Raw genomic sequence first — 20,058 nt, forward strand, 5'->3', positions numbered from 1 at the left:
TGTGCCATCGACCGAGACCCTGCAGACCGATCTCCCGCTGACCTCCCTCGCGGGCGAGGTGCGGGCAGCGGTCGGCCGGCTCGGACGGCGGCTCCGGCAGGAGAAGGCCCAGCACGAGCTCAGCGATCCGCAGTTCAGCGTGCTCGCACTCCTGCACCGCGAGGGCGCCAAGACCCTCGGCGAGCTGGCCGAGGCGGAGCGGGTCCGCCCGCCCTCGATGACCCGCACGGTCGGCTGCCTGGTCGACGAAGGACTCGCGGAGCGCCTCGCCGACCCCGCCGACGGCCGCGTCACCCGCATCCGCCCCACCGGGGCCGGCACCGCACTGGTGCTCGACGTGCGCCGCAGCCGCGACGCGTGGCTCGTGGCGCGCCTCGAGGAGCTCCCTCCCGAGGACCTGCGCCTGCTCCACGACGCGGCGGCGGTCCTGCGCGCGGTGGCCGACCGATGAGCGCGATGTTCCGCTCCCTCGCCGTGCCGAACTACCGCATCTGGTTCGCGGGCGCGATGGTCTCGAACGTCGGCACCTGGATGCAGCGGACGGCCCAGGACTGGATCGTGATCAACGACCTGACCGACCACGACGCGACGGCGCTCGGCGTGACCATGGCACTGCAGTTCGGACCGCAGCTCGTGATGGTCCCCTTCTCCGGCTTCATCGCCGACCGCTTCGACCGGCGGAAGCTCCTGATGGCCACCCAGGGCGCGATGGGCGCGCTCGGGCTCGGCCTGGGACTCATCGTCGTGACCGGGGTCGTCCAGCTCTGGATGGTCTACCTCTTCGCTCTGCTGCTCGGCTTCGCCGCGGCGATCGACGCGCCCGTGCGCCAGACGTTCGTCTCGGCGCTGGTCGAGGAGCGCGACCTCACCAACGCCGTCTCGCTGAACTCGGCCTCCTTCAACTCGGCGCGGATGATCGGACCGGCCCTCGCGGGCGTGCTCATCGCCGCGGTCGGCTCCGGCTGGGTCTTCCTCCTCAACGCCGCGAGCTTCCTCGCCGTCCTGCTCTCGCTGCGCGCACTCCACCGCGACCAGCTCCGCAGCGCCCCGCGCGCCACGCGCGGCCCGGGTGCGCTGCTGGAGGGGTTCCGCTACGTGTCGAAGCGGCCGGACATCCTCGTGGTGCTCGCGATCGTGTTCCTGATCGGCACCTTCGGCCTGAACTTCCCGATCTTCGCCTCGACGATGGCGACCGTCGAGTTCGACATGGGGGCGAGCGAGTTCGGCCTCCTCTCCTCCGCGATCGCCGTCGGCTCGGTGCTGGGGGCGCTCCTCTCGGCACGCCGCGACCGCCCGAGGCTCCGGCTCATCGTCGGCGCCTCCGCCGCGTTCGGCGTCGCGCTCGCGCTGGCCGGCGTCATGCCGACGGTCTGGGCGTTCGCGATCCTGCTCCCCTTCGTCGGCATCGCGGCGCAGACGCTGATGACCTCGGCCAACGGCTACGTGCAGCTCTCGACCGCCCCCGAGATGCGGGGCCGGGTCATGGCGCTGTACATGGCCATCTTCGTCGGCGGCACCCCGATCGGCGCACCGCTGATCGGCTGGGTCGCGAACGCCTACGGCCCGCGCCAGGCGATGCTGGTCGGCGCCGCCTCCGGAATCGCGGCGGCCGCCATCGGACTCGCCTTCCACCTCCGCCTGCGCCGCGCCGCCCGGCTCGCGGCCCCCGAGCCGGAGGCCCTTCCCGCCACCGGCGGTGTCCCCCTGCTGCGCCCCCGCGCCTAGGCTCCGTCAGCCGGTCCGCGCGCCGGAGCGGATCCGTGGACAGCCCGCTCGACGGGGCGGCTCCGCGGACAGCCCGCTCGACGGGCCGCCCCCGACGCCGGGCGCGACCGCCGCCCGCCCTCAGGCCTCGCGGGTGATCTCGACGCGGACGAAGAGCTTCGACGAGCGGGGCCCGGCGAACACCCCGCGCAGCGGCGCGATGTCGTTGTAGTCGCGGCCGCGGCCGACGATGACGTGGCGGTCGCCGATGTCGATCAGGTTCGTCGGGTCGTAGCCGCGCCAGGCTCCTCCGCAGAACCACTCGACCCACGCGTGGGACTCCCCCACCACGGTCTCGCCGATCTCGGCGTGCGGCTTGGGGTGCAGGTAGCCCGAGACGTAGCGCGCCGGGATGCCCACCGAGCGCAGCGCCCCGAGGACGATGTGCGTGATGTCCTGGCAGACGCCCTCGCGCGCGGTCCACGACTCCGTCGCGGTGGAGTGCACGCCGGTGACGCCCTGCCGGTAGGTCATCGCCCGGCCGATCGTCTCGGCGATCGTGAGCGCGGCCTCGCACGGGCCGGCCGCCTCGTCCGCGAGCGAGCGCGCCATCGCCGCGAGGTCCTCCGGCGGCGCGGTGCGGTGGGTCTGCTTCGATTGCTCCACGTACTCGGTGCGCGTCTCGACCTGCTCGGACAGCTGATCCCACCCGGTCGGGTGGTCGGGGTGCTGCTTCGGCCGGATCTCGACGAGCGAGGTCGCCGTTAGCGAGAGCTCGCGGTGGGCGTCGAGCACGTCGAACGATGAGACGCGGGTGCCCCAGTAGTCGGTGTAGGCGTGCACCGAGGTCACCGGCCTGATGTCGAGGTTCGAGAACAGCACCAGCTGCCCGTCCGAGGAGGCGGGGAGCATCCGCGCCTCGTTGTAGGACGCGACCACGTCCCCCGCGTAGGTGAAGCCCGTGGTGTGCCTGATGCGCAGCCTGCTCACAGCGCCTCCCCGATCCAGCTCGGCATGACGTTGGTGGGGAAGTACCGCTGGCGGATCGCCTCGGACGCGGCCGAGGTCGCCTCCTGCACGCTGTCCATGTGCCGCGGCAGGTCCTCGAGGATGTCGGTGATCGGCCGGAACTCCAGCTCGCTGCGGATCCGCCCGAGGACGCGCTGCGCGTCGCCGGAGTGGCCGATGCGGCCGGTGCGCGGCTCGATGTCGCGCATGCACGCCTCCGCCCGCGAGACCGAGAAGAGGATCGAGCGCGGGAACAGCCGGTCCAGGAGGAGGAACTCGGCAGCGTTCCGCGCGCTCGGCACGCCCCGGTAGGTGCGCAGGTACGCCTCGTAGGCGCCGCAGGAGCGGAGGATCGTGGTCCAGGAGGGGCCGCTCGCCTCGGTCAGCGAGCGGGTGGCGAGCAGGCGGGCGGTCATGTCGGCGCGCTCGATCGAGCGGCCGAGGGTGAAGAACTGCCAGGCCTCGTCGCGCGAGGTCGCCGACTCGATGATGCCGACGGCGAGGGCGGAGCGCTCCCTCACCCAGCTGAAGAACTCCGACACCCGCTCGCCCGAGACGCGGCGCGGCATCCGGGTGCGCGTGGTGTTGAGGCACTCCCAGAGCTCGGTCGAGACGATCTCGCGCGCCCGGCGGGCGTTCTCGCGGGCCGCGCCGAGCGAGTAGGCGATCGAGGCGGGGTTCGTGCGGTCGATCGCGAGGATCGCCAGCACGTCGGCGCGGGTGATCTCGCGCATGTCGTCCGGCGGGGTCGAGCCCATCACCGACAGGAGCGAGCGGCAGGCCGTGTCCTCGTCGATCCACGGGTCCTCGAGCAGGAGCTGGAGGTGGACGTCGAGGATGCGGGCGGTGCCGTCGGACCGCTCGATGTAGCGGCCGATCCAGAACAGCGACTCGGCGATCCGGGAGAGCATCAGTCGTCCTCCCCCGCCGCGAGCGTCTGCTGCTGCTGCTGGTCCTGGTCGGTGTTCGGCGCGTCCTGCGGCGAGTGGTCGGGCGTGTGGTTGAGCGGGTAGACGATCGGGATGGAGCTGGTGACAGCGGCCTGCTCGGCGACGAGCGCCTGGATGTCGCGCGCCTCGGGCTCGGCGCTGCGCGCCTCCTCGAGGCCGACCACCCAGGTGTCCTTCGATCCGCCGCCCTGCGACGAGTTGACGACGAGCTGCCCCTCCGGGAGCGCGACGCGGGTCAGGCCGCCGGGCAGCACCCAGACGTCGGTGCCGTCGTTCACGGCGAAGGGCCGCAGGTCGGCGTGCCGGGGGCGCATCCCGTCGTCGACGAGGGTGGGGATGGTGGAGAGCTGCACGACCGGCTGCGCGATCCAGCCGCGCGGGTCGGCCTGGAGGCGGGAGCGCAGCTCCGCGAGCTCCTTCGCCGAGGCGGCCGGCCCGACGACCAGGCCCTTGCCGCCGGAGCCGTCGACCGGCTTCACGACGAGCTCGTCGAGGCGGTCGAGCACCTCCTCGAGCGCTCCCGGATCCTCGAGCCGCCACGTGTCGACGTTCTTGATCACCGGCTCCTCCGAGAGGTAGTAGCGGATGAGGTCGGGCAGGTAGGTGTAGACGAGCTTGTCGTCGGCGACGCCGTTGCCGACCGCGTTGGCGATCGTGACGTTCCCGAGCCGGGCCGCGAGCATCAGCCCGGGCGAGCCGAGCATCGAGTCGGCGCGGAACTGCAGCGGATCGAGGAACTCGTCGTCCACGCGGCGGTAGATCACGTCGACCCGGGTCGGGCCGGAGGTGGTGCGCATGAACACCTTGCCGCCCGTGCAGAACAGGTCGCGGCCCTCGACCAGCTCGACGCCCATGAGGCGGGCGAGGAGGGTGTGCTCGAAGTAGGCGGAGTTGTAGACGCCCGGGGTGAGCACGACCACGGTCGGGTCGTCGACGCCCTCGGGGGCGGAGGCGCGGAGGGCCTGCAGCAGCTTGTTCGGGTAGTCGCCGACCGGGCGCACCCGCATCGAGACGAACAGCTCGGGCAGCGTCTGCGCCATCACCCGGCGGTTCGAGATGACGTAGGAGACGCCGGAGGGCACGCGGACGTTGTCCTCGAGTACCCGCCAGCCGCCCTTCTCATCGCGGATCAGGTCGATCCCGGACACCTGGATCCGCACGCCGTTCGCGGGGACGATGCCCGCGGCCTGCCGGTGGAAGTGGCTCGAGCTCGAGATCAGCCCGGCGGGGATGACGCCGTCGGCCACGGCGTTCTGCGGGCCGTAGACGTCGGCGAGGAACGCCTCGAGAGCACGGACCCGCTGCTTGATGCCGGTCTGCACCTCGTTCCACTCGGCGCGCTCGATCACCCGGGGGACGGCGTCGAGGGGGAACGGCCGCTCCTCCCCCGCGAAGTCGAAGGTGACGCCCTGCGCGAGGTAGGAGGAGGCGAGCGCGTCGGTGCGGCCGCGCAGCTCCTCCTGGGTCATCCGCGCGAGCGAGGAGTAGATGTCGCGGTAGGCGCCGCGGACCCCGTCGGGGCCTCCGGTCGACGCCACGTCGGCGAACATCTCGTCCCAGGGGGTGGCGCCCGTGTCGGGCCGCTCGACCTTCTGGGACCCGTATCCGTCGAAGAGGTCACCCATGGCACGACTCTAGTGCGGGGCGTATTGCGGGGATGTTTCGGGCGGCCGCGGGGCGAGCGGGGCGGGTCGGCGACGTCCGGGCACGGCGCCTCCGCCGTCCTGCGATAGCCCGGCGGAGGCCCGGGGATCCTCGGGAATAGATCCGGCCGCACGTGGTTGAATGGGGATGTACATGCAAACGCATGGACCAGGCCCCACCGGGCCGGAGGACAGAAGGAGCGCCTGATGCAGTTCGGCATCTTCACGGTCAGCGACATCACGACCGACCCCACGACCGGACGGACCCCGTCCGAGTCCGAGAAGATCCAGGCGACCCTCGCGATCGCGCTGAAGGCGGAGGAGATCGGCCTCGACGTCTTCGCCCTGGGCGAGCACCACAACCCGCCGTTCTGGTCCTCCTCCCCCACCACCACGCTCGGCTACCTCGCGGCGAAGACCGAGAGGATCACGCTCTCCACCGCGATGGCCCTCATCACCACGAACGACCCCGTGAAGCTCGCCGAGGACTACGCGATGCTCCAGCACCTCGCCGGCGGCCGCGTCGACCTGATGCTCGGCCGCGGCAACACCGGCCCCGTCTACCCGTGGTTCGGCAAGGACATCCGCCGCGGCATCGAGCTGACGATCGAGAACTACGACCTGCTGCACCGCCTGTGGACCGAGGACTTCGTCGACTGGGAGGGCCAGTTCCGCACTCCCCTCCAGGGCTTCCAGTCGACCCCGCGCCCCCTCGACGGTGTCGCGCCGTTCGTGTGGCACGGATCGATCCGCTCCCCGCAGATCGCCGAGCAGGCCGCCTACTACGGCGACGGCTTCTTCGCGAACCACATCTTCTGGCCCGCCTCGCACACCCAGAAGATGGTGCAGCTCTACCGCCAGCGCTTCGAGCACTACGGCCACGGGACCGCCGACCAGGCGATAGTCGGCCTCGGCGGGCAGATCTTCCTGGCGAAGAACTCGCAGGACGCGGTCTCGCAGTTCCGCCCCTACTTCGACAACGCCCCCGTCTACGGCCACGGTCCCTCGCTCGAGGACTTCACGGAGCAGACCCCGCTCACCGTCGGCTCCCCGCAGCAGATCATCGACCGCACCCTCGGCTTCCGCGAGTACGTCGGCGACTACCAGCGCCAGCTCTTCCTGATGGACCACGCGGGACTCCCGCTGAAGACCGTCCTGGAGCAGATGGACATGCTCGGCGAGATCCTCCCCGCCCTCCGCGCGGGCTTCGCCGAGGGCCGCCCCTCGCACGTGCCCGACGCCCCCACCCACGCCTCCCTCGTGGCCGCGCGCGACGCGCAGCCCGCGGCCGAGCCCGTCACCGTCTAGTCAGGAGCTCTCCATGGACACCCGCAGGATCACCGTCCTCTCGGCCGGCCTCAGCCAGCCGTCCTCGACCCGGCTGCTCGCCGACCGCCTGGCCGACGCCGCCGAGTCCTCCCTCACCGAGCAGGGCTTCGCCGTCGAGCGGAGCGTCGTGGAGCTGCGCGACCTCGCGCACGACGTCACGAACAACCTCCTCACCGGCTTCGCGAGCCCCGCTCTGCAGACCGCGCTCGACGCGGTCGCCGGCGCCGACGGCCTGATCGCCGTGACGCCGATCTTCACCACCAGCTACAGCGGGCTCTTCAAGTCGTTCGTCGACGTGCTCGACACGGAGGCGCTGCGCGGTCTGCCCGTGCTGCTGGCGGCCACGGGCGGGTCCCCACGCCACTCCCTGGCCGTCGACTACGCGATGCGCCCGCTCTTCACCTACCTGCACGCGGCGCCCCTCGCGACCACCGTGTTCGCGGCGACGGACGACTGGGGCGGCGCGACCGAGGACGGACGGGCGCTGCCCTCGCGCATCGAGCGCGCCGGACGCGAGCTGGCCGATCAAGCCGCCCGCTCCTCCCGCTCGGGCTCCGCGCCCGACCCGTGGGCGCTCGACGGCTCGTTCGAGGGGATGCTCGGCCGCCGCGGCTGAACGCCCGCCGCGCGGATCGGCCGCTCCTCTCATGGATCGGCCGATCCGTCCAGCCGCGATACCCGCGGCCCTGCCGGAATAGCCTGCCCCCGGGAGCCTGCCGCTGGCCCCCGGAAGGAGGCCGTCATGGGCCTGACCAGCAAGGGGCTCCCCGCGGGGGCTCTCGACCTCTCGCAGCTCGGACGCGCGGTCCTCGACCGCCGCCGCTTCCTCGGAGCGCTCGGCGTCGCCGCCTCCGTCCCGGTCCTCTCCGGCTGCGGCTTCGCCCCCGCGGGCCCCGCGGCGAGCGCCGGCAGCGACACCCTCACCTTCACCACCTGGGGCACCGACGCCGAGCTGGCCGGCTTCCAGCGCGCGATCGACGCGTTCCAGACGGCGAACGCCGGCGCCACCGTGACCCTCAACGCGGTCCCGTACGAGCAGATGTTCACCAACATCGACGCGCAGCTGCAGGCGGGGAACCCGCCGGACGTCTTCCGGGTCCCGTACTACACGTTCGGCAGCTACGCCGGCCGCGACCAGCTCCTGGACCTGTCGGGCTTCCTCGACTCCGACGTCGCCGAGCGGTTCACCGATCCGGCCTGGGCCGCGGTGCAGAGCGGCGGGAGCCCCTTCGGCGTCCCCCACCACACCGACACCTCGCTGATCCTCTACAACACGCAGGTGCTGGCCGACGCGGGCGTCACCTCCTTCCCCTCCTCGCCCGAGGAGGCGTGGACCTGGGAGGAGTTCACCGAGGTCGGGCGGAAGCTGCGCGCCTCGCTCCCCGCCGAGCGCTACCCCTTCGCCTACAACTGGCAGGGCAACGGCGTCACCCGCTGGCTGAGCCTGCTCTTCCAGGCCGACGGCCGCTTCCTCACCGAGGACCTGTCCGGGCCCGCGATCGACTCCGCCGCCGGCCGCGCCGCGATCGACTTCAGCCGCAGCTTCTTCACCGACGGCCTCGTGCCGCCGAGCAGCTCCGTGCAAGCGACCACCTACGCCAGCGACCTCTGGTACTCGCAGACCACCGCGATGACCTTCGCCGGCGCGTTCCTCATCCCCGACGCCGACTCCACCCTCGACTTCGAGTGGGGCGCCACCTACTCCCCGCGCAACGTGCGCGGAGGCGGCGACTTCGGCGGCAACGCCCTCGTCGCGACCAAGGCCGCGAAGAACCCGGAGCTGGCCGCCTCCTTCCTCGCGTTCGTGACGGAGGAGGAGGCGATGCGCGACTTCTGCGCCGGCGCCTCCCTCCTCCCCACCCGTCGCGACCTCACGGAGTCGGGCATCGAGTTCGCCGTGCGCCCCGAGCTCGCCGAGGTGTTCCTCGGCCAGGCGGGCACCGTCCAGGCGTCCGACTCGGCGCAGGTCGCCTCGCCCGACATGGCCGCGATCATCACGGTGCTCAAGGAGCAGCTGGAGCAGGCCTTCGTCGGCGGGCGCAGCACCGAGGACACCATCGCCGGCCTCACCTCCGGCATCGCGGCCGCGACGCAGTGAGCCGGTCGGTCCTCGCGCCGGAGGCGGTGACCGCCCGCCCCCGGCGCACCTCCCGCGCCCCCGCCCGCGAGACGGCGGCCGCCTACGCGTTCCTCGCGCCGAACCTGCTGATGCTCGGCCTGTTCGTGTTCGTCCCCCTGGGCGGCGCGTTCCTGATCGGCTTCCAGCGCACGAACGGCTTCGGCGACGGCGTCTTCGTCGGACTCGACAACTACGCGCGGCTGCTCGGCGACGGCCTCTTCTGGCGCTCGACGTTGAACACGGCGCTGTTCACCCTGATCGTGACCCCGCTCTCGATGGCGCTGGGCCTCGGCGCGGCGGTGCTGATGAACTCGGTGCTGCCCGCGCGGCCGGTGTTCCGCAGCATCCTCATCCTGCCGATGGCGGTCTCCGGAGTGGCGACGGCGCTGATGGGCGTGCTGATCTTCGACGAGAACAGCGGCGTGCTCGACGGCATGCTCCAGACGATCGGCCTCCCCCGCATCGCCTGGCAGTCCGGCGGAGCGGCGGCCTTCGCCTCCGTGGTGCTCGTCACCCTGTGGTGGCGCACCGGCTTCAACATGCTGATCTACCTGGCGGGGCTGCAGGGGGTGAACCCGGCGCTCTACGAGGCGGCCCGGCTCGACGGAGCGAACGCGTGGCAGCAGTTCCGCCACGTGACGCTGCCGCTGGTCGGCCCGTCGTCGTTCTTCCTGCTCATCCTCAACGTCATCTACTCGTTCCAAGTGTTCGACATCGTCTTCGTGCTCACCGGCGGCGGACCGCAGAACGCGACCTCGGTGCTCGTGACCTACGCCTACGACACCGGGTTCGTCACCCGCGACCAGGGCTACGCCGCGGCCATCGGCATCGTGCTGCTGATCCTGACCATGATCTTCACCGCGGTGCAGTGGCGCACCAACCGCTCGAGGGACCTCGTCGAATGATCCGCACGTCGCGCACCTCGCGCCTGCTCCGCCTCGCCCTCGCCCTCGGTGTCTCGGTGGTCATCGTCTTCCCGCTGTACTGGATGGTCGTCGTCGCGTTCTCCTCGCGGTCCGAGCTGCTCGGCGGCACCCTCCGCCTCTGGCCGCGCGAGCTGACGCTGGTGAACTTCGAGCGGGTGTTCTCGTCGTTCCCCGTGGCGACCTGGTTCGGCAACTCCCTCGCGATCAGCCTGGTCACCGCCCTGATCACCGTGACGATCAACCTGCTCGGCGGCTACGCCTTCGCGCAGCTGCGGTTCCGCGGATCCGGCGTGCTCTTCCTCCTGGCCCTGTCGACGCTCACCCTGCCCGTGCAGGTGATCATGGTGGCGCTGTTCCGGCTCGTCACCGACCTCGGCCTCTACGGGAGCTACTGGGCGGTGATCCTGCCGACGGCGGCGTCGGCGTTCGGGCTGTTCCTGGCGCGGCAGTTCATCCTCGCGATCCCGCGGGACCTGATCGAGGCGGCCCGGATCGACGGCGCCGGGCACTTCCGCGTGTTCACGGCCATCGTCCTCCCCCTCTCGAAGCCGCTCATCGCCGTGCTCTTCTTCATGTCGCTGCTCGGCTCCTGGAACGACTTCGCCTGGCCGCTCATCGCCCTGAAGGAGAACGCGCTGTTCACGCTCCCGATTGGGCTGCTCTTCCTCCAGGGGCAGTTCGGCAGCGACTACGGAGCGACCATGGCGTTCGCCCTGGTGAACGTCGTGCCGATGGTGGTGCTGTTCCTGGTGTTCCAGCGCTACTTCGTGCAGGGCTTCGCGCGCAGCGGCCTCCGCTGACCCCGCGGCGGGGGATGCCGATCGGTGCACTGAGCGGCCATTCGTCCCCCCGTCCGGGGCCGGGAGTGTCAATCCCCCCGTTCCGCCGACCCGGCCGGCGCCGCCCCGCGGTACCGTCGTCGCAGGCGCCCACCTCGTGCGCTCCGGAGCGCACCGTTCGAGCGGAAGGCGGGATCGCCATGAGTACCGTCGCCGCGAACGCCGCCCAGCAGAAGGTGGCCGGCCGCTACTACCTGATCGAGCGCATCGGCTCCGGCGGGATGGGCTCGGTCTACCGGGCCCGCGACGAGACCGTGCAGCGCGAGGTCGCCGTGAAGGTGTTCCGCGCGGAGGCCTCGAACCCCGAGGACGTGGCCCGCCAGGAGCGCGAGGTGCGGATGCTGAGCTCCTTCGCCCACCCCGGCATCGTCAACCTCTTCGACGCGGGGCTGCACAACTTCGGCGGCGAGGTCCGCCGCTACGTCGTGATGGAGCTCGTCGCCGACCCCACGATGGAGGCGCGGCTCGAGTCCGGCCCCCTCCCGGCGGCGGAGGTCGCGGCGATCGGCACACAGCTCGCGGAGGCCCTGGCCTACCTGCACGAGCGCGGCGTCGTGCACCGCGACGTGAAGCCCGCGAACATCCTGGTCAGCGAGGTCGCCTCCAGCGGCTACACCCGCACCGCCAAGCTCACCGACTTCGGCGTGGCCCACTTCATGGACGGCTCCCGCCTCACCAGCGACGGCGTCGTGATCGGCACCGCGAGCTTCGTCAGCCCGGAGCAGGTCGCGGGCGAGCCGATCAGCGGAGCGAGCGACGTCTTCTCCCTCGGCCTGGTCCTCCTCGAGGCGATCACCGGTCACCGGGAGTACTCGGGCACCGTCCTCGAGGCGGCGATCGCCCGCCTCCACCGCAGCCCCTCCGTGCCCGACGCCCTGCCGGCGGAGTGGCGGGCGCTGCTGACCTCGATGACACAGAGGGACCCGGAGAAGCGGCCGACCGCCGACGAGGTCGCGCACCGGCTCCGCGGCGGGATGACGACGGGCTCGGCTTCGGGCGCGCCGACCGCCTCGGACTCGCGCGCGGCACGGATCCGGCGCTCCGTGATCATCGGCTCGAGCGTGGTCGGCGTCGGCGCGATCGCGGCGCTGTCGTGGATGCTCGGAGCGCTCGCCGGTCGCTGACCGACCGGGCGCGGGGCCCTAGGCCTCGCCGGGGAACGCGGGACGGAGCACGATCCGCGTCCAGGCGCCCACGTAGATCCGATCGCCCTCCTCGACCTCGCGGCGCTGACCGGCGGCGATCGGCGACTGCGGGAGCGGAGCCCCGGCCGGGGCGAGGTACGTGCCGTTCGCCGACTGCAGATCCTCGACCCACCAGCGGTAGCCGTCGGTGCTCAGCTGGCAGTGGCGCCGCGAAACACCGGAGTCGGAGCCGCAGTCCACCTGCGGCGAGATGCCGCGGGAGACGGACGGGCGGCCGACGAGCAGGGTGCGCTCGCGGAGGACGACGGTCGCGGGCGGGCCGGGCGAGGGCATCGGGTCGTCAGCGCGCTGCTCGGCGTACCACTCCGGGTCGACCCAGAGCTCGGCGATCCACGGGCGGTCCGGGTCCGCGGAGGCGGAGGCGGGGCGGGCGGAGCCGGTGGCAGGCGCGGACGCGGCCTCCTCCTCCGACGCTGAGGCCCCGGGTGCCGCGTCGGGGGCTGCGGCCTCGGGTGCAGGGGCCTCCGGGATCACCTCGGTCGGCGGAGCTGCGGGCGGCGCGGTCGCGACGGGGGTGTCGAAGCCGGCCTCCTGCTCCGGGACCAGCTCGGTCGGAGCCGCGGGATCGGCCTGCGGCGCGGGCGCCTCGCCCAGGTGCTGGGCCGGGTCCCCCGACGGCGTCGCGGAGCCGCCGACCTCGCCCGGAGCGCGGACGGCGCCGGAGGAGGTGAACGGATCGGCCTCGGGGAGGGAGCCGGTCGTGAAGTCGTAGCCGCAGTTCTCGCAGAACAGGGCGCCGGGCTCGTTGGGGAACGAGCAGTGCGGGCAGACCGAGGGACCGGTCGGGATCGCGGTGGTCGGCGCGGCGGGAGCGGGCGACGGGGCCGCAGCGGCACCGATGGGCGCCCCGCAGACGTCGCAGTAGTCGCCGGACTGCGAGGTGTGCCCCTCGGGGCAGCGGAAGCTCACTTGCGCACCCGCGTGGTCTTGGTCGACGCGGTGTCCAGCGCCATCTCGTCGAGGCGGTCCACGCCGCGCTTGAGCCGCACGGTGCCCTCGTTCGGGTTGTCGATCTCGACGACCTTCCGCAGCTTCGCGGTCGCCTCGTCGTTCCCGGTGACGGAGGCGAGCTGCACCGCCCGCCCGAGCTTGACCGTGGCGGTCGCCTCGTCGCCCCGCGCCTTGGCCGCGAGCCCGTCCTGGATCGCGGAGGCGAGCTCGGTCTGGCCGGTGTAGTGGGCGACGGCGGGGTCGATGCGGGCGGTCAGGGCGGAGTCGTCCGTCCAGCGCGCCTTCACCAGGGCGGAGGCGACCACCTCGTCGCGCACGCTGAGCTGCACCCGCGCGGCGAGCTGCTCCGAGCCGACCGGCTTCGACGCGACCCGGACCGCCACGTGGTACTCCCGCGACTCGTCGCCCCAGGCGCCGGTCGGGTAGGCGCCGGTGAGCGGGTTCACGGCGTTCCGCCGGGAGCTGAGGTCCTCGAGGTTCGGCGCGACCTGGCGGACGAAGAGCAGCTGCGCGCCCTGCGGAGTCCAGACGCGGAGCTCACCGTTGGCGACTCCCCGGCCCATCGACGCCCGCATCAGCGACTCGAAGTCGGCCGCCATGTCGGCCGGGTTCGCGATCAGGCCCACGGTGCCCAGCAGGGCGCTCGCGATGGTGCGCGCCTCCTCGACGATCCAGCGGGAGCCGACGCCGCGCACGTCGCACTGGAAGTCGCCCGACGCCGCGCGGATCGCCGCGTCCAGCTGCATCCGCGACTCGTGCTCGTTCTTGCCGTCGGTGAGGAGGATCGCGTGCCTCTGCGTCGCCTCCGGCACGGTCGCGAACAGCTGGCGGGCGAGGGTCAGCCAGGTACCCATCGCGGTGCCGCCGTCGGCCTGGAGGTAGCCGATCGCCTCCTTCGCCGCGGCTCGCGCCCCCGGCTCCATCCGCACCATCGAGACGGTGGCGTTGGGGTACGGGAAGGCGCGGTCGGCGCGCTCGGACCCGGCCACGACGGCGAAGAAGGTGCCGTCCAGGATCTGGTCGACGGCCACGGCGGCGGCGCGCTTCGCGGCCGTCATGTTCTCGCCGGTCATCGATCCGGAGCAGTCCACGATGATGATCTCGGCCGCGGCCCCGTCGGACCCGGCGACCCCCGTGCCGGACGCGGTCACCGTGACGATGGCGTGCACGTCGGTGGCGCCGTCCGAGAGGAACTCGTTCTGGAAAACACTCGCGCTGAACTCCGCCATTCCGGCAGTTTACGGGGACGCCCGGCCCGAGCGGCCCTCCATCGCCGAGGATCGGCCGGGCATCGCGGCTCGACGCCTGCACGACAGCTGTCGGGGCGGGCGGAGGCGGGTCGAGCGCCGCCGGAGCGCCCCCGTCAAGCCCGCCGCGACCGGACGCCGCCGGTGCCAGGGTGGAGCCGTGCCTCCCTGGACCCTCGCCCTCGCCAGCGGCGCCATCGGCGGCGCCACCCTCCTGATCGGCGCCGCGCTCGCCTGGTTCGTGCGCGTGCCCCCGAAGCTCACCGCCGCGATCTCGGCGTTCGGAGCAGGGGTGCTGATCTCGGCGCTCGCCTACGAGCTCGTGCAGGAAGCGGCGGACGACGGAGGACTGCTCCCGACGATCCTCGGCACGCTCGCGGGAGCCGTCGTCTTCGTCGGCGCGGACGCGCTGCTCACCCGCGCCGGCGCGGGGAACCGCAAGAGCGCGAAGGGGTCGGGCGGAGGAGGAGGCGCGGCCATCGCGGCCGGCGCCCTGATCGACGGGGTCCCCGAATCGATCGTGCTCGGCCTCTCGGTCGCCCAGGGCGGAGCGGGAGCGGCGATCAGCGTGCCCATCGTCGCCGCGGTCGCGATCTCGAACCTCCCCGAGGGCCTGTCCTCGACGGTCGGCATGAAAGCCGACGGCCGCTCCGCCCGCTACGTCGTCACCGTCTGGGGCGGGATCGCCGCGATCTCGGCCGCCGCGGCGCTGGTCGGCTTCCTGGTCTTCGCCACCGCACCGGGCGCGGTCGTGGCCTTCGTGACGACCGTCGCCGCCGGCGCGATCCTCGCCATGATCTCGAACACGATGATCCCCGAGGCGTTCGACCGCGACGACGTGCTCACCGGGCTGTACGCGGTGCTCGGGTTCGTGACGGCGTTCGCCTTGCACAGTGCTGGTTAGGACGCCGCTCCCCGCGCGGCGTCCCGCAGTCGGCTCCAGCGCGGGGCCGGGTCCCGAGGAACGGGACGCGCACGGCGACGCGGATCCGCTGGAACGCGGATCCCCGGATACGCCTCGCGAGGACGCCGCCCCCCGCGCGGCGTCCCGCAGTCGGCTCCAGCGCGCGGCCGGGTCCCGAGGAGCGGGACGCGCACGGCGACGCGGATCCGCTGGAACGCGGATCCCCGGACACGCCTCGCGACGGCGCCGCTGCATTCGCGGCGTCCCGCAGTCGGCCCGGGCGCGGGGCCGGGTCTCGATGAGCGGGATGCGCACGGCGACGGGGATCCGCTGGAACGCGGATCCCCGGACACGCCTCGCGAGGACGCCGCCGCCTGCGGAACGGAGTGCGGTCAGCCGCTGAAGGCGGTGAGGGCGTCGTCGAGGATGCCGAGGCCGCGGGCGACCTCAGCGGGGGTGATGACGGCCGGCGGGACCACGTGGATCCGGTTGTCGGCGGTGAAGGGCAGGAGACCGTGAGACAGCAGGTCGGTCTTGAGGCGGGCGACGGAGGCCGCCGGCAGCGGGGTGCGCGCGGCCCGGTCGGTGACCAGCTCCAGGGCCCAGAACACTCCGGAGCCCCGGACCTCGCCGATCAGGTCGTGCTTCGCCTCGAGCGCCGCCAGGCCGGGGGCCAGGTGCTCCGAGCCGATGGTGCGCGCGTTGTCGACGATCCCCTCCTCCTCCATCGCCTCGAGCGTCGCGACGACGCTGGCCGCGGCGAGCGGGTGGCCCGAGTAGGTGAGACCGCCGGGGAAGACGCGCTCGTCGAAGTGGTGGGCGATCGGATCCGAGATGACGACGCCGCCGATCGGGACGTAGCCGGAGTTGACGCCCTTCGCGAAGGTGATCAGATCGGGGCGCACGTCGAAGGCGTCGAAGGCGAACCACTCCCCCGTGCGGCCGAAGCCCGCCATGACCTCGTCGAGGATCAGCTGGATGCCGTACCGGTCGGCGATCTCGCGGACACCCGCGAGGTAGCCGGGCGGCGGGGTGAGCACGCCGGCGGTGCCGGGGATGGTCTCGAGGAGGAACGCGGCGATCGACTCCGGCCCCTCCGCCTGCACGACGCGCTCGAGGTGGTGGAGGGCGCGCTCGCACTCCTGCTCGAGGCTCTCGGCCCAGAACTCGCTGCGGTACAGGTAGGGCCCGAAGGCGTGCACGTGCCCGCGGGAGTACTCGTTCGGGATGCGGCGCCAGTCGCCGGTCGAGACGATCGCCGCTCCCGTGTTGCCGTGGTACGAGCGGTACAGCGAGACGACCTTGTCGCGGCCGGTGAACAGCCGCGCCATGCGGATCGCGTTCTCGTTCGCGTCCGCGCCGCCGTTGGTGAAGAAGACCTTCTCCATGCCCTCGGGCGCCCGCTCGGTGATCAGGCGGGCCGCCTCGGCGCGGGTCTCGTTCGCGTAGGCGGGGCCGACGGTGGTGAGGACGCCCGCCTGCTCCTGGATGGCGGCGACGACCTTCGGGTGCTGGTAGCCGATGGTGACGTTCACGAGCTGGCTCGAGAAGTCGAGGTAGCGGGTGCCGTCGACGTCCCAGACCTCGGCGCCGAGACCGCCTGCGATCGGCAGCGGGTTCAGCGCGCCCTGCGCCGACCAGGAGTGGAACACGCGGGACCGGTCGGCGGCGGTGACCGAGGCGTTGTCGCGGACGGTGGGGGCGGTCGAGGACGTCATGCTCCCCATCGTGCCGCGCGCACCTCGGAAGTGGGCGTGCGGATCCGTCGATCCGCGGACCCTACAATGGACGGAACGTCGAAGGGAGCCGCGCATGCCCGCGACCGTCCGCGATCTGCTGGCCGAACCGGCCTTCCGCCTCCGCGTGCTCGCCGGCGTCCACGACGAGGCCGACCTCGACGCCCCTCTGGTGTGGGCGCACTCCTCGGACCTCGTCGATCCGACGCCCTGGCTCGAGTCGGGCCAGCTGCTGCTGACCGACGGCGTCCATTTCACCGGGCACGACAGCGCCGAGTTCTCGGAGGAGTACGTCGCCCGGCTGCGCGGCCGCGGCATCCGCGCGCTCGGCTTCGCCACCCGCATCGTGCACGACGAGGTGCCCGCCGCTCTCGTCACGGCGTGCGAGCGCCAGGGCCTGCCGCTGCTGGAGGTGGCGGACCTGACTCCGTTCATGGGGATCATCCGGTTCGTCGCCGACGTGATCTCGCGGGAGCAGCGCGAGCGGCTGGAATGGTCGCTCGAGGCGCAGCGGCGGGTCGCCCGCGCGGCGCTGCGGCCGGACGGGCTCGCGGCGATCCTCACCGAGCTGGAGCGGCAGCTGGACTGCTGGGTCGCCCTCTACGACGCGGCCGGGCAGAGGGTGCACCTGCCCACCCGGCTCGACGTGCCGGCGGAGGAGGCGGTCGCCGCGGCCGCGAGGCACGCCCTGACCCGCGGCAGCCGAGCGGGACTCCGGCTCGACGACGGCGGCGGTGTGACGCTGCAGACGATCGGGCGCCGCGACCACCTGCGCGGGGTGCTCGCCGTGGGCACGGGCACGCCGCTGGACCCGGCGGGCAGCGACCTCGTCGCGAGCGTCATCGCCCTGGCGAGCATCGCGCTGGAGCAGCGGCGCGCGCTGGACTCCTCCCGCCGGCAGCTGCGCTCCGGACTGCTCGAGCTGCTGGCCGCGGGAGCCTTCGACGTCGCCGAGAGCACCGCACGGCGCCTGGGGAGCCCGCTGCCCGCCGAGCCGGTGCGGGTGGTCGTGCTGAGCGCGCCCGTGCACGGCGACTCGCTCCTCGACGAGCTGGAGGTCGTGGCGGAGGAGGACGGCGCGCGCATGTTCTTCGCCGAGAGGGACGGCTCGCTCGTCGCCGTGGCCGCCGCCGACGGACTCGGGCCGCTGACCGCCGTGCTGGAGCGGCACGGCGCGAGCGCCGGCGCCTCCGCCCCGATCGGATGGTCGGACCTGGACCGGGGCCTCGAGGAGGCGCGGCGCGCCGCCGAGCGGACGGGAGACGGGACGGTGGTCCGCTTCGAGGACGTCGCCGCAGAGGGGATGATCGGGCTCCTCGCCGCCGCCGGAGCCGCACCGCTCGCCCGCCGGATGCTCGCACCGCTGCTGACCCCGGAGGGAGCCGTGCTGCTCGAGAGCGCCCGCGTCTGGCTCCGCCGCAACGGCGCCTGGGAGCCCGCCGCCCGCGACCTCGGCGTGCACCGTCACACCCTCCGCAACCGCATCACCGCCGTCGAGCGCGCCCTCGGCCTCGACCTCGACGACGTCTCCGCCCGCACCGAGCTCTGGACGGCGCTGCGGCTGCACTCATAGCCGATCTCCTCCTCCGTCGTCGATCGGCCGCGGTCGGCCGGGGAGGGTGGTCGCGCTGGGAAGAGCGGGTCGCGTACCGCGCACGACGATCCGCTCCCACGCGGATCGACGTGCGCGGAACGCACGACGCCCTCGAGAACGGAACCACCCTCCCCAGCCGACTGCGGGCGATCGACGACGAAGGAGGAGAGACGCTCACCAGCGCCGCGACTGCGGGCGATCGACGACGCCAGGAGGAGAGAGCCTCACGAGCGCCGCGGAGCGCAACCGGCGATCCGCGTCCCAGCGGATCGACGTGCGCGGAACGCACGACGCTCTGCAATACCCGACCACCCTCCCGAGCCGACTGCGGGCGATCGACGACGAAGGAGGAGAGAGCCTAGGAATGCTGCGGGAACCCGAGGTTGATGCCGCCGTGGGAGGGGTCGAGCCAGCGGCTGGTGATGGCCTTCTGCTGGGTGAAGAAGCGGACGCCTTCTGCTCCGTGGGCCTTGGTGTCGCCGAAGAGGGACGCCTTCCAGCCGCCGAAGGAGAACGTGGCGACGGGGACGGGGATGGGGACGTTGATGCCGATCATGCCGACCTCGACCTCGTTCTGGAAGCGGCGGGCCGCTCCTCCGTCGTTGGTGAAGATGGCCGTGCCGTTGCCGAAGGCGCCGTTGTTGATGAGTGCGACGCCCTCCTCGTAGGAGGCGACGCGGACGATGGAGAGCACCGGGCCGAATATCTCCTCCGTGTAGGCGCGGGAGGTGGTGGGGACCTTGTCGAGCAGGGTCGGGCCGAGCCAGAAGCCGTTCGCGTCGCCGTCCACCTCGATCCCGCGCCCGTCGATGACGACCTCCGCGCCGTCCTCCTCCGCGATCGCGATGTAGGAGGCGACCTTGTCGCGGTGCGCCTCGGTGATCAGCGGGCCCATGTCGCAGCCGCGGCGTCCGTCGCCGATGCGCAGGGTCGCGGCCCGCTCCTGGATCCTGGTGATGAGCTCGTCGGCGACGGGCTCCACCGCGACGACGACCGAGATCGCCATGCACCGCTCGCCCGCCGAGCCGAAGCCGGCGTTGATGGCGGAGTCGGCGACGAGGTCGAGGTCCGCGTCGGGGAGCGCCAGCATGTGGTTCTTCGCCCCACCGAGGGCCTGGACGCGCTTGCCGTGGCGGGTGCCCGTCTCGTAGACGTACTGCGCGATCGGGGTCGAGCCGACGAACGAGATCGAGCGGACGTCGGGGTGCTCGAGCAGCCCGTCGACGGCCTGCTTGTCGCCGTTGAGCACCGTGTAGACGCCGTCGGGGAGGCCGGCCTCCTTCCAGAGGGCGCCGAGCCAGATCGCCGGGGACGGGTCCTTCTCGGAGGGCTTCACCACGACGGTGTTGCCGGCGGCGATGGCGATGGGGAAGAACCACATCGGCACCATCGCAGGGAAGTTGAAGGGGGAGATGATCCCGACCACGCCGAGCGGCTGCTTGGTCGAGTAGACGTCGACGCCGGTGGAGACCTGCTCCGAGTATTCGCCCTTGAGGTGGTGCGCGAGCCCCGTCGCGAACTCCACGACCTCCTGCCCGCGGGTGATCTCGCCCAGCGCGTCCGAGACGACCTTGCCGTGCTCCGACGTGATCAGCTCGGCGAGCTCCTGCTTCTTCGCCTCGAGGAGCTCGCGGAAGCGGAAGACGATCTGCTGCCGCTTCGCGAGCGACGTGTCGCGCCAGGCGGGGAAGGCGGCCTTCGCGGAGGCGACGGCGGCGTCCACCTCGGCGGAGTCGGCGAGCGCGACCTCCTTGGTCGCGACTCCCAGCGCCGGGTCGTAGACGGGAGCGGTGCGGCCGGACGAGGAGGCCGAGGGAGCCCCGTCGATCCAGTGGCCGACGACGGACAGGGCGGTGGCGGGCTCGGCGATGCTCATGGCGACGACTGTAGGGGCGTGACCACG

The 20,058-nt window shown here is 72.6% G+C and carries 17 protein-coding genes; 10 read left to right on the plus strand and 7 right to left on the minus strand.

What is annotated here, in order from left to right; all coding sequences use genetic code 11:
• Position 1 precedes the first annotated feature (1 nt).
• Both C5C56_RS04115 and C5C56_RS04120 read left to right on the plus strand, forming a co-directional pair.
• Complete coding sequence (locus C5C56_RS04115) at positions 2-451, plus strand: MarR family winged helix-turn-helix transcriptional regulator (protein WP_258063346.1); 450 nt, start codon at positions 2-4, stop codon at positions 449-451.
• On the plus strand, positions 448-1,725 hold the full coding sequence (locus C5C56_RS04120) for an MFS transporter (protein ID WP_104246866.1): 1,278 nt from the start codon (positions 448-450) through the stop codon (positions 1,723-1,725). The genes C5C56_RS04115 and C5C56_RS04120 overlap by 4 nt, the downstream gene beginning before the upstream one ends.
• A 120-nt stretch (positions 1,726-1,845) precedes the next feature.
• Here the strand turns inward: C5C56_RS04120 and C5C56_RS04125 are convergent, their stop codons facing one another.
• Genes C5C56_RS04125 through C5C56_RS04135 form a run of 3 tightly spaced genes read right to left on the minus strand, consistent with a single transcriptional unit; the run spans position 1,846 to position 5,287 of the window.
• On the minus strand, positions 1,846-2,694 hold the full coding sequence (locus C5C56_RS04125) for a transglutaminase family protein (protein ID WP_104223852.1): 849 nt from the start codon (positions 2,692-2,694) through the stop codon (positions 1,846-1,848).
• On the minus strand, positions 2,691-3,623 hold the full coding sequence (locus C5C56_RS04130; RefSeq protein ID WP_104223851.1) for an alpha-E domain-containing protein: 933 nt from the start codon (positions 3,621-3,623) through the stop codon (positions 2,691-2,693). The genes C5C56_RS04125 and C5C56_RS04130 overlap by 4 nt, the downstream gene beginning before the upstream one ends.
• The gene (locus C5C56_RS04135) at positions 3,623-5,287 is read right to left on the minus strand and encodes a circularly permuted type 2 ATP-grasp protein (protein ID WP_104226201.1); all 1,665 of its coding nucleotides are present in this window, start codon (positions 5,285-5,287) and stop codon (positions 3,623-3,625) included. Before C5C56_RS04135 ends, C5C56_RS04130 begins: the two co-directional genes overlap by 1 nt.
• A 225-nt stretch (positions 5,288-5,512) precedes the next feature.
• Between C5C56_RS04135 and C5C56_RS04140 the strand changes: the two genes are divergently transcribed.
• The 6 genes from C5C56_RS04140 (at position 5,513) to C5C56_RS04165 (ending at position 11,642) form a co-directional block, all read left to right on the plus strand.
• On the plus strand, positions 5,513-6,613 hold the full coding sequence (locus tag C5C56_RS04140) for an LLM class flavin-dependent oxidoreductase (protein WP_104223849.1): 1,101 nt from the start codon (positions 5,513-5,515) through the stop codon (positions 6,611-6,613).
• A gap of 13 nt (positions 6,614-6,626) precedes the next feature.
• Positions 6,627-7,250, plus strand: a complete 624-nt coding sequence (locus tag C5C56_RS04145) for an FMN reductase (protein ID WP_104226199.1) — start codon at positions 6,627-6,629, stop codon at positions 7,248-7,250.
• A 126-nt stretch (positions 7,251-7,376) separates the two neighbouring features.
• Positions 7,377-8,732: a sugar ABC transporter substrate-binding protein gene (locus C5C56_RS04150; RefSeq protein WP_104246873.1), complete on the plus strand. Its 1,356-nt coding sequence runs from the start codon at positions 7,377-7,379 to the stop codon at positions 8,730-8,732.
• Positions 8,729-9,658 (plus strand): carbohydrate ABC transporter permease, encoded by a 930-nt coding sequence (locus C5C56_RS04155; protein ID WP_258063347.1) that lies wholly within the window; start codon positions 8,729-8,731, stop codon positions 9,656-9,658. The genes C5C56_RS04150 and C5C56_RS04155 overlap by 4 nt, the downstream gene beginning before the upstream one ends.
• Positions 9,655-10,479 carry a carbohydrate ABC transporter permease gene (locus C5C56_RS04160; RefSeq protein WP_104223846.1) on the plus strand — a complete coding sequence of 275 codons (825 nt, stop codon included), beginning with the start codon at positions 9,655-9,657 and terminating at the stop codon, positions 10,477-10,479. The genes C5C56_RS04155 and C5C56_RS04160 overlap by 4 nt, the downstream gene beginning before the upstream one ends.
• Positions 10,480-10,658: 179 nt before the next feature.
• Positions 10,659-11,642, plus strand: coding sequence for a serine/threonine-protein kinase (locus tag C5C56_RS04165; RefSeq protein ID WP_181027112.1), 984 nt, complete (start codon positions 10,659-10,661; stop codon positions 11,640-11,642).
• Between the two features lie 18 nt (positions 11,643-11,660).
• Here the strand turns inward: C5C56_RS04165 and C5C56_RS04170 are convergent, their stop codons facing one another.
• Both C5C56_RS04170 and C5C56_RS04175 read right to left on the minus strand, forming a co-directional pair.
• Positions 11,661-12,632 (minus strand): FHA domain-containing protein, encoded by a 972-nt coding sequence (locus tag C5C56_RS04170; RefSeq protein WP_104246875.1) that lies wholly within the window; start codon positions 12,630-12,632, stop codon positions 11,661-11,663.
• Positions 12,629-13,903 (minus strand): VWA domain-containing protein, encoded by a 1,275-nt coding sequence (locus C5C56_RS04175; protein ID WP_104238603.1) that lies wholly within the window; start codon positions 13,901-13,903, stop codon positions 12,629-12,631. Before C5C56_RS04175 ends, C5C56_RS04170 begins: the two co-directional genes overlap by 4 nt.
• Before the next feature lie 178 nt (positions 13,904-14,081).
• Here C5C56_RS04175 and C5C56_RS04180 point away from each other — a divergent pair, with 178 nt between their 5' ends.
• A complete protein-coding gene (locus tag C5C56_RS04180) occupies positions 14,082-14,825 on the plus strand; it encodes a ZIP family metal transporter (protein WP_104319146.1) in 744 nt (247 codons plus the stop codon).
• Between the two features lie 392 nt (positions 14,826-15,217).
• Here C5C56_RS04180 and C5C56_RS04185 read toward each other — a convergent pair whose 3' ends face one another.
• On the minus strand, positions 15,218-16,543 hold the full coding sequence (locus C5C56_RS04185; protein ID WP_104319147.1) for an aspartate aminotransferase family protein: 1,326 nt from the start codon (positions 16,541-16,543) through the stop codon (positions 15,218-15,220).
• A 94-nt stretch (positions 16,544-16,637) separates the two neighbouring features.
• Here C5C56_RS04185 and C5C56_RS04190 point away from each other — a divergent pair, with 94 nt between their 5' ends.
• Positions 16,638-18,134 (plus strand): PucR family transcriptional regulator, encoded by a 1,497-nt coding sequence (locus C5C56_RS04190; protein ID WP_181137554.1) that lies wholly within the window; start codon positions 16,638-16,640, stop codon positions 18,132-18,134.
• Between the two features lie 379 nt (positions 18,135-18,513).
• On the opposite strand, the gene C5C56_RS04195 is transcribed toward C5C56_RS04190, so the two are convergent.
• The gene (locus C5C56_RS04195; RefSeq protein WP_104319149.1) at positions 18,514-20,031 is read right to left on the minus strand and encodes a CoA-acylating methylmalonate-semialdehyde dehydrogenase; all 1,518 of its coding nucleotides are present in this window, start codon (positions 20,029-20,031) and stop codon (positions 18,514-18,516) included.
• Positions 20,032-20,058 lie beyond the last annotated feature (27 nt).

This window comes from Rathayibacter sp. AY1D1, assembly GCF_002932635.1.
Lineage (GTDB): Bacteria > Actinomycetota > Actinomycetes > Actinomycetales > Microbacteriaceae > Rathayibacter.

Coding starts and splice junctions, on each gene's coding strand:
- C5C56_RS04135 (WP_104226201.1), bottom strand. CDS start 5,287: ATGGGTGACCTCTTCGACGGATACGGGTCCCAGAAGGTCGAGCGGCCC.
- C5C56_RS04175 (WP_104238603.1), bottom strand. CDS start 13,903: ATGGCGGAGTTCAGCGCGAGTGTTTTCCAGAACGAGTTCCTCTCGGAC.
- C5C56_RS04160 (WP_104223846.1), top strand. CDS start 9,655: ATGATCCGCACGTCGCGCACCTCGCGCCTGCTCCGCCTCGCCCTCGCC.
- C5C56_RS04130 (WP_104223851.1), bottom strand. CDS start 3,623: ATGCTCTCCCGGATCGCCGAGTCGCTGTTCTGGATCGGCCGCTACATC.
- C5C56_RS04190 (WP_181137554.1), top strand. CDS start 16,638: ATGCCCGCGACCGTCCGCGATCTGCTGGCCGAACCGGCCTTCCGCCTC.
- C5C56_RS04150 (WP_104246873.1), top strand. CDS start 7,377: ATGGGCCTGACCAGCAAGGGGCTCCCCGCGGGGGCTCTCGACCTCTCG.
- C5C56_RS04195 (WP_104319149.1), bottom strand. CDS start 20,031: ATGAGCATCGCCGAGCCCGCCACCGCCCTGTCCGTCGTCGGCCACTGG.
- C5C56_RS04140 (WP_104223849.1), top strand. CDS start 5,513: ATGCAGTTCGGCATCTTCACGGTCAGCGACATCACGACCGACCCCACG.
- C5C56_RS04165 (WP_181027112.1), top strand. CDS start 10,659: ATGAGTACCGTCGCCGCGAACGCCGCCCAGCAGAAGGTGGCCGGCCGC.
- C5C56_RS04120 (WP_104246866.1), top strand. CDS start 448: ATGAGCGCGATGTTCCGCTCCCTCGCCGTGCCGAACTACCGCATCTGG.
- C5C56_RS04185 (WP_104319147.1), bottom strand. CDS start 16,543: ATGACGTCCTCGACCGCCCCCACCGTCCGCGACAACGCCTCGGTCACC.
- C5C56_RS04145 (WP_104226199.1), top strand. CDS start 6,627: ATGGACACCCGCAGGATCACCGTCCTCTCGGCCGGCCTCAGCCAGCCG.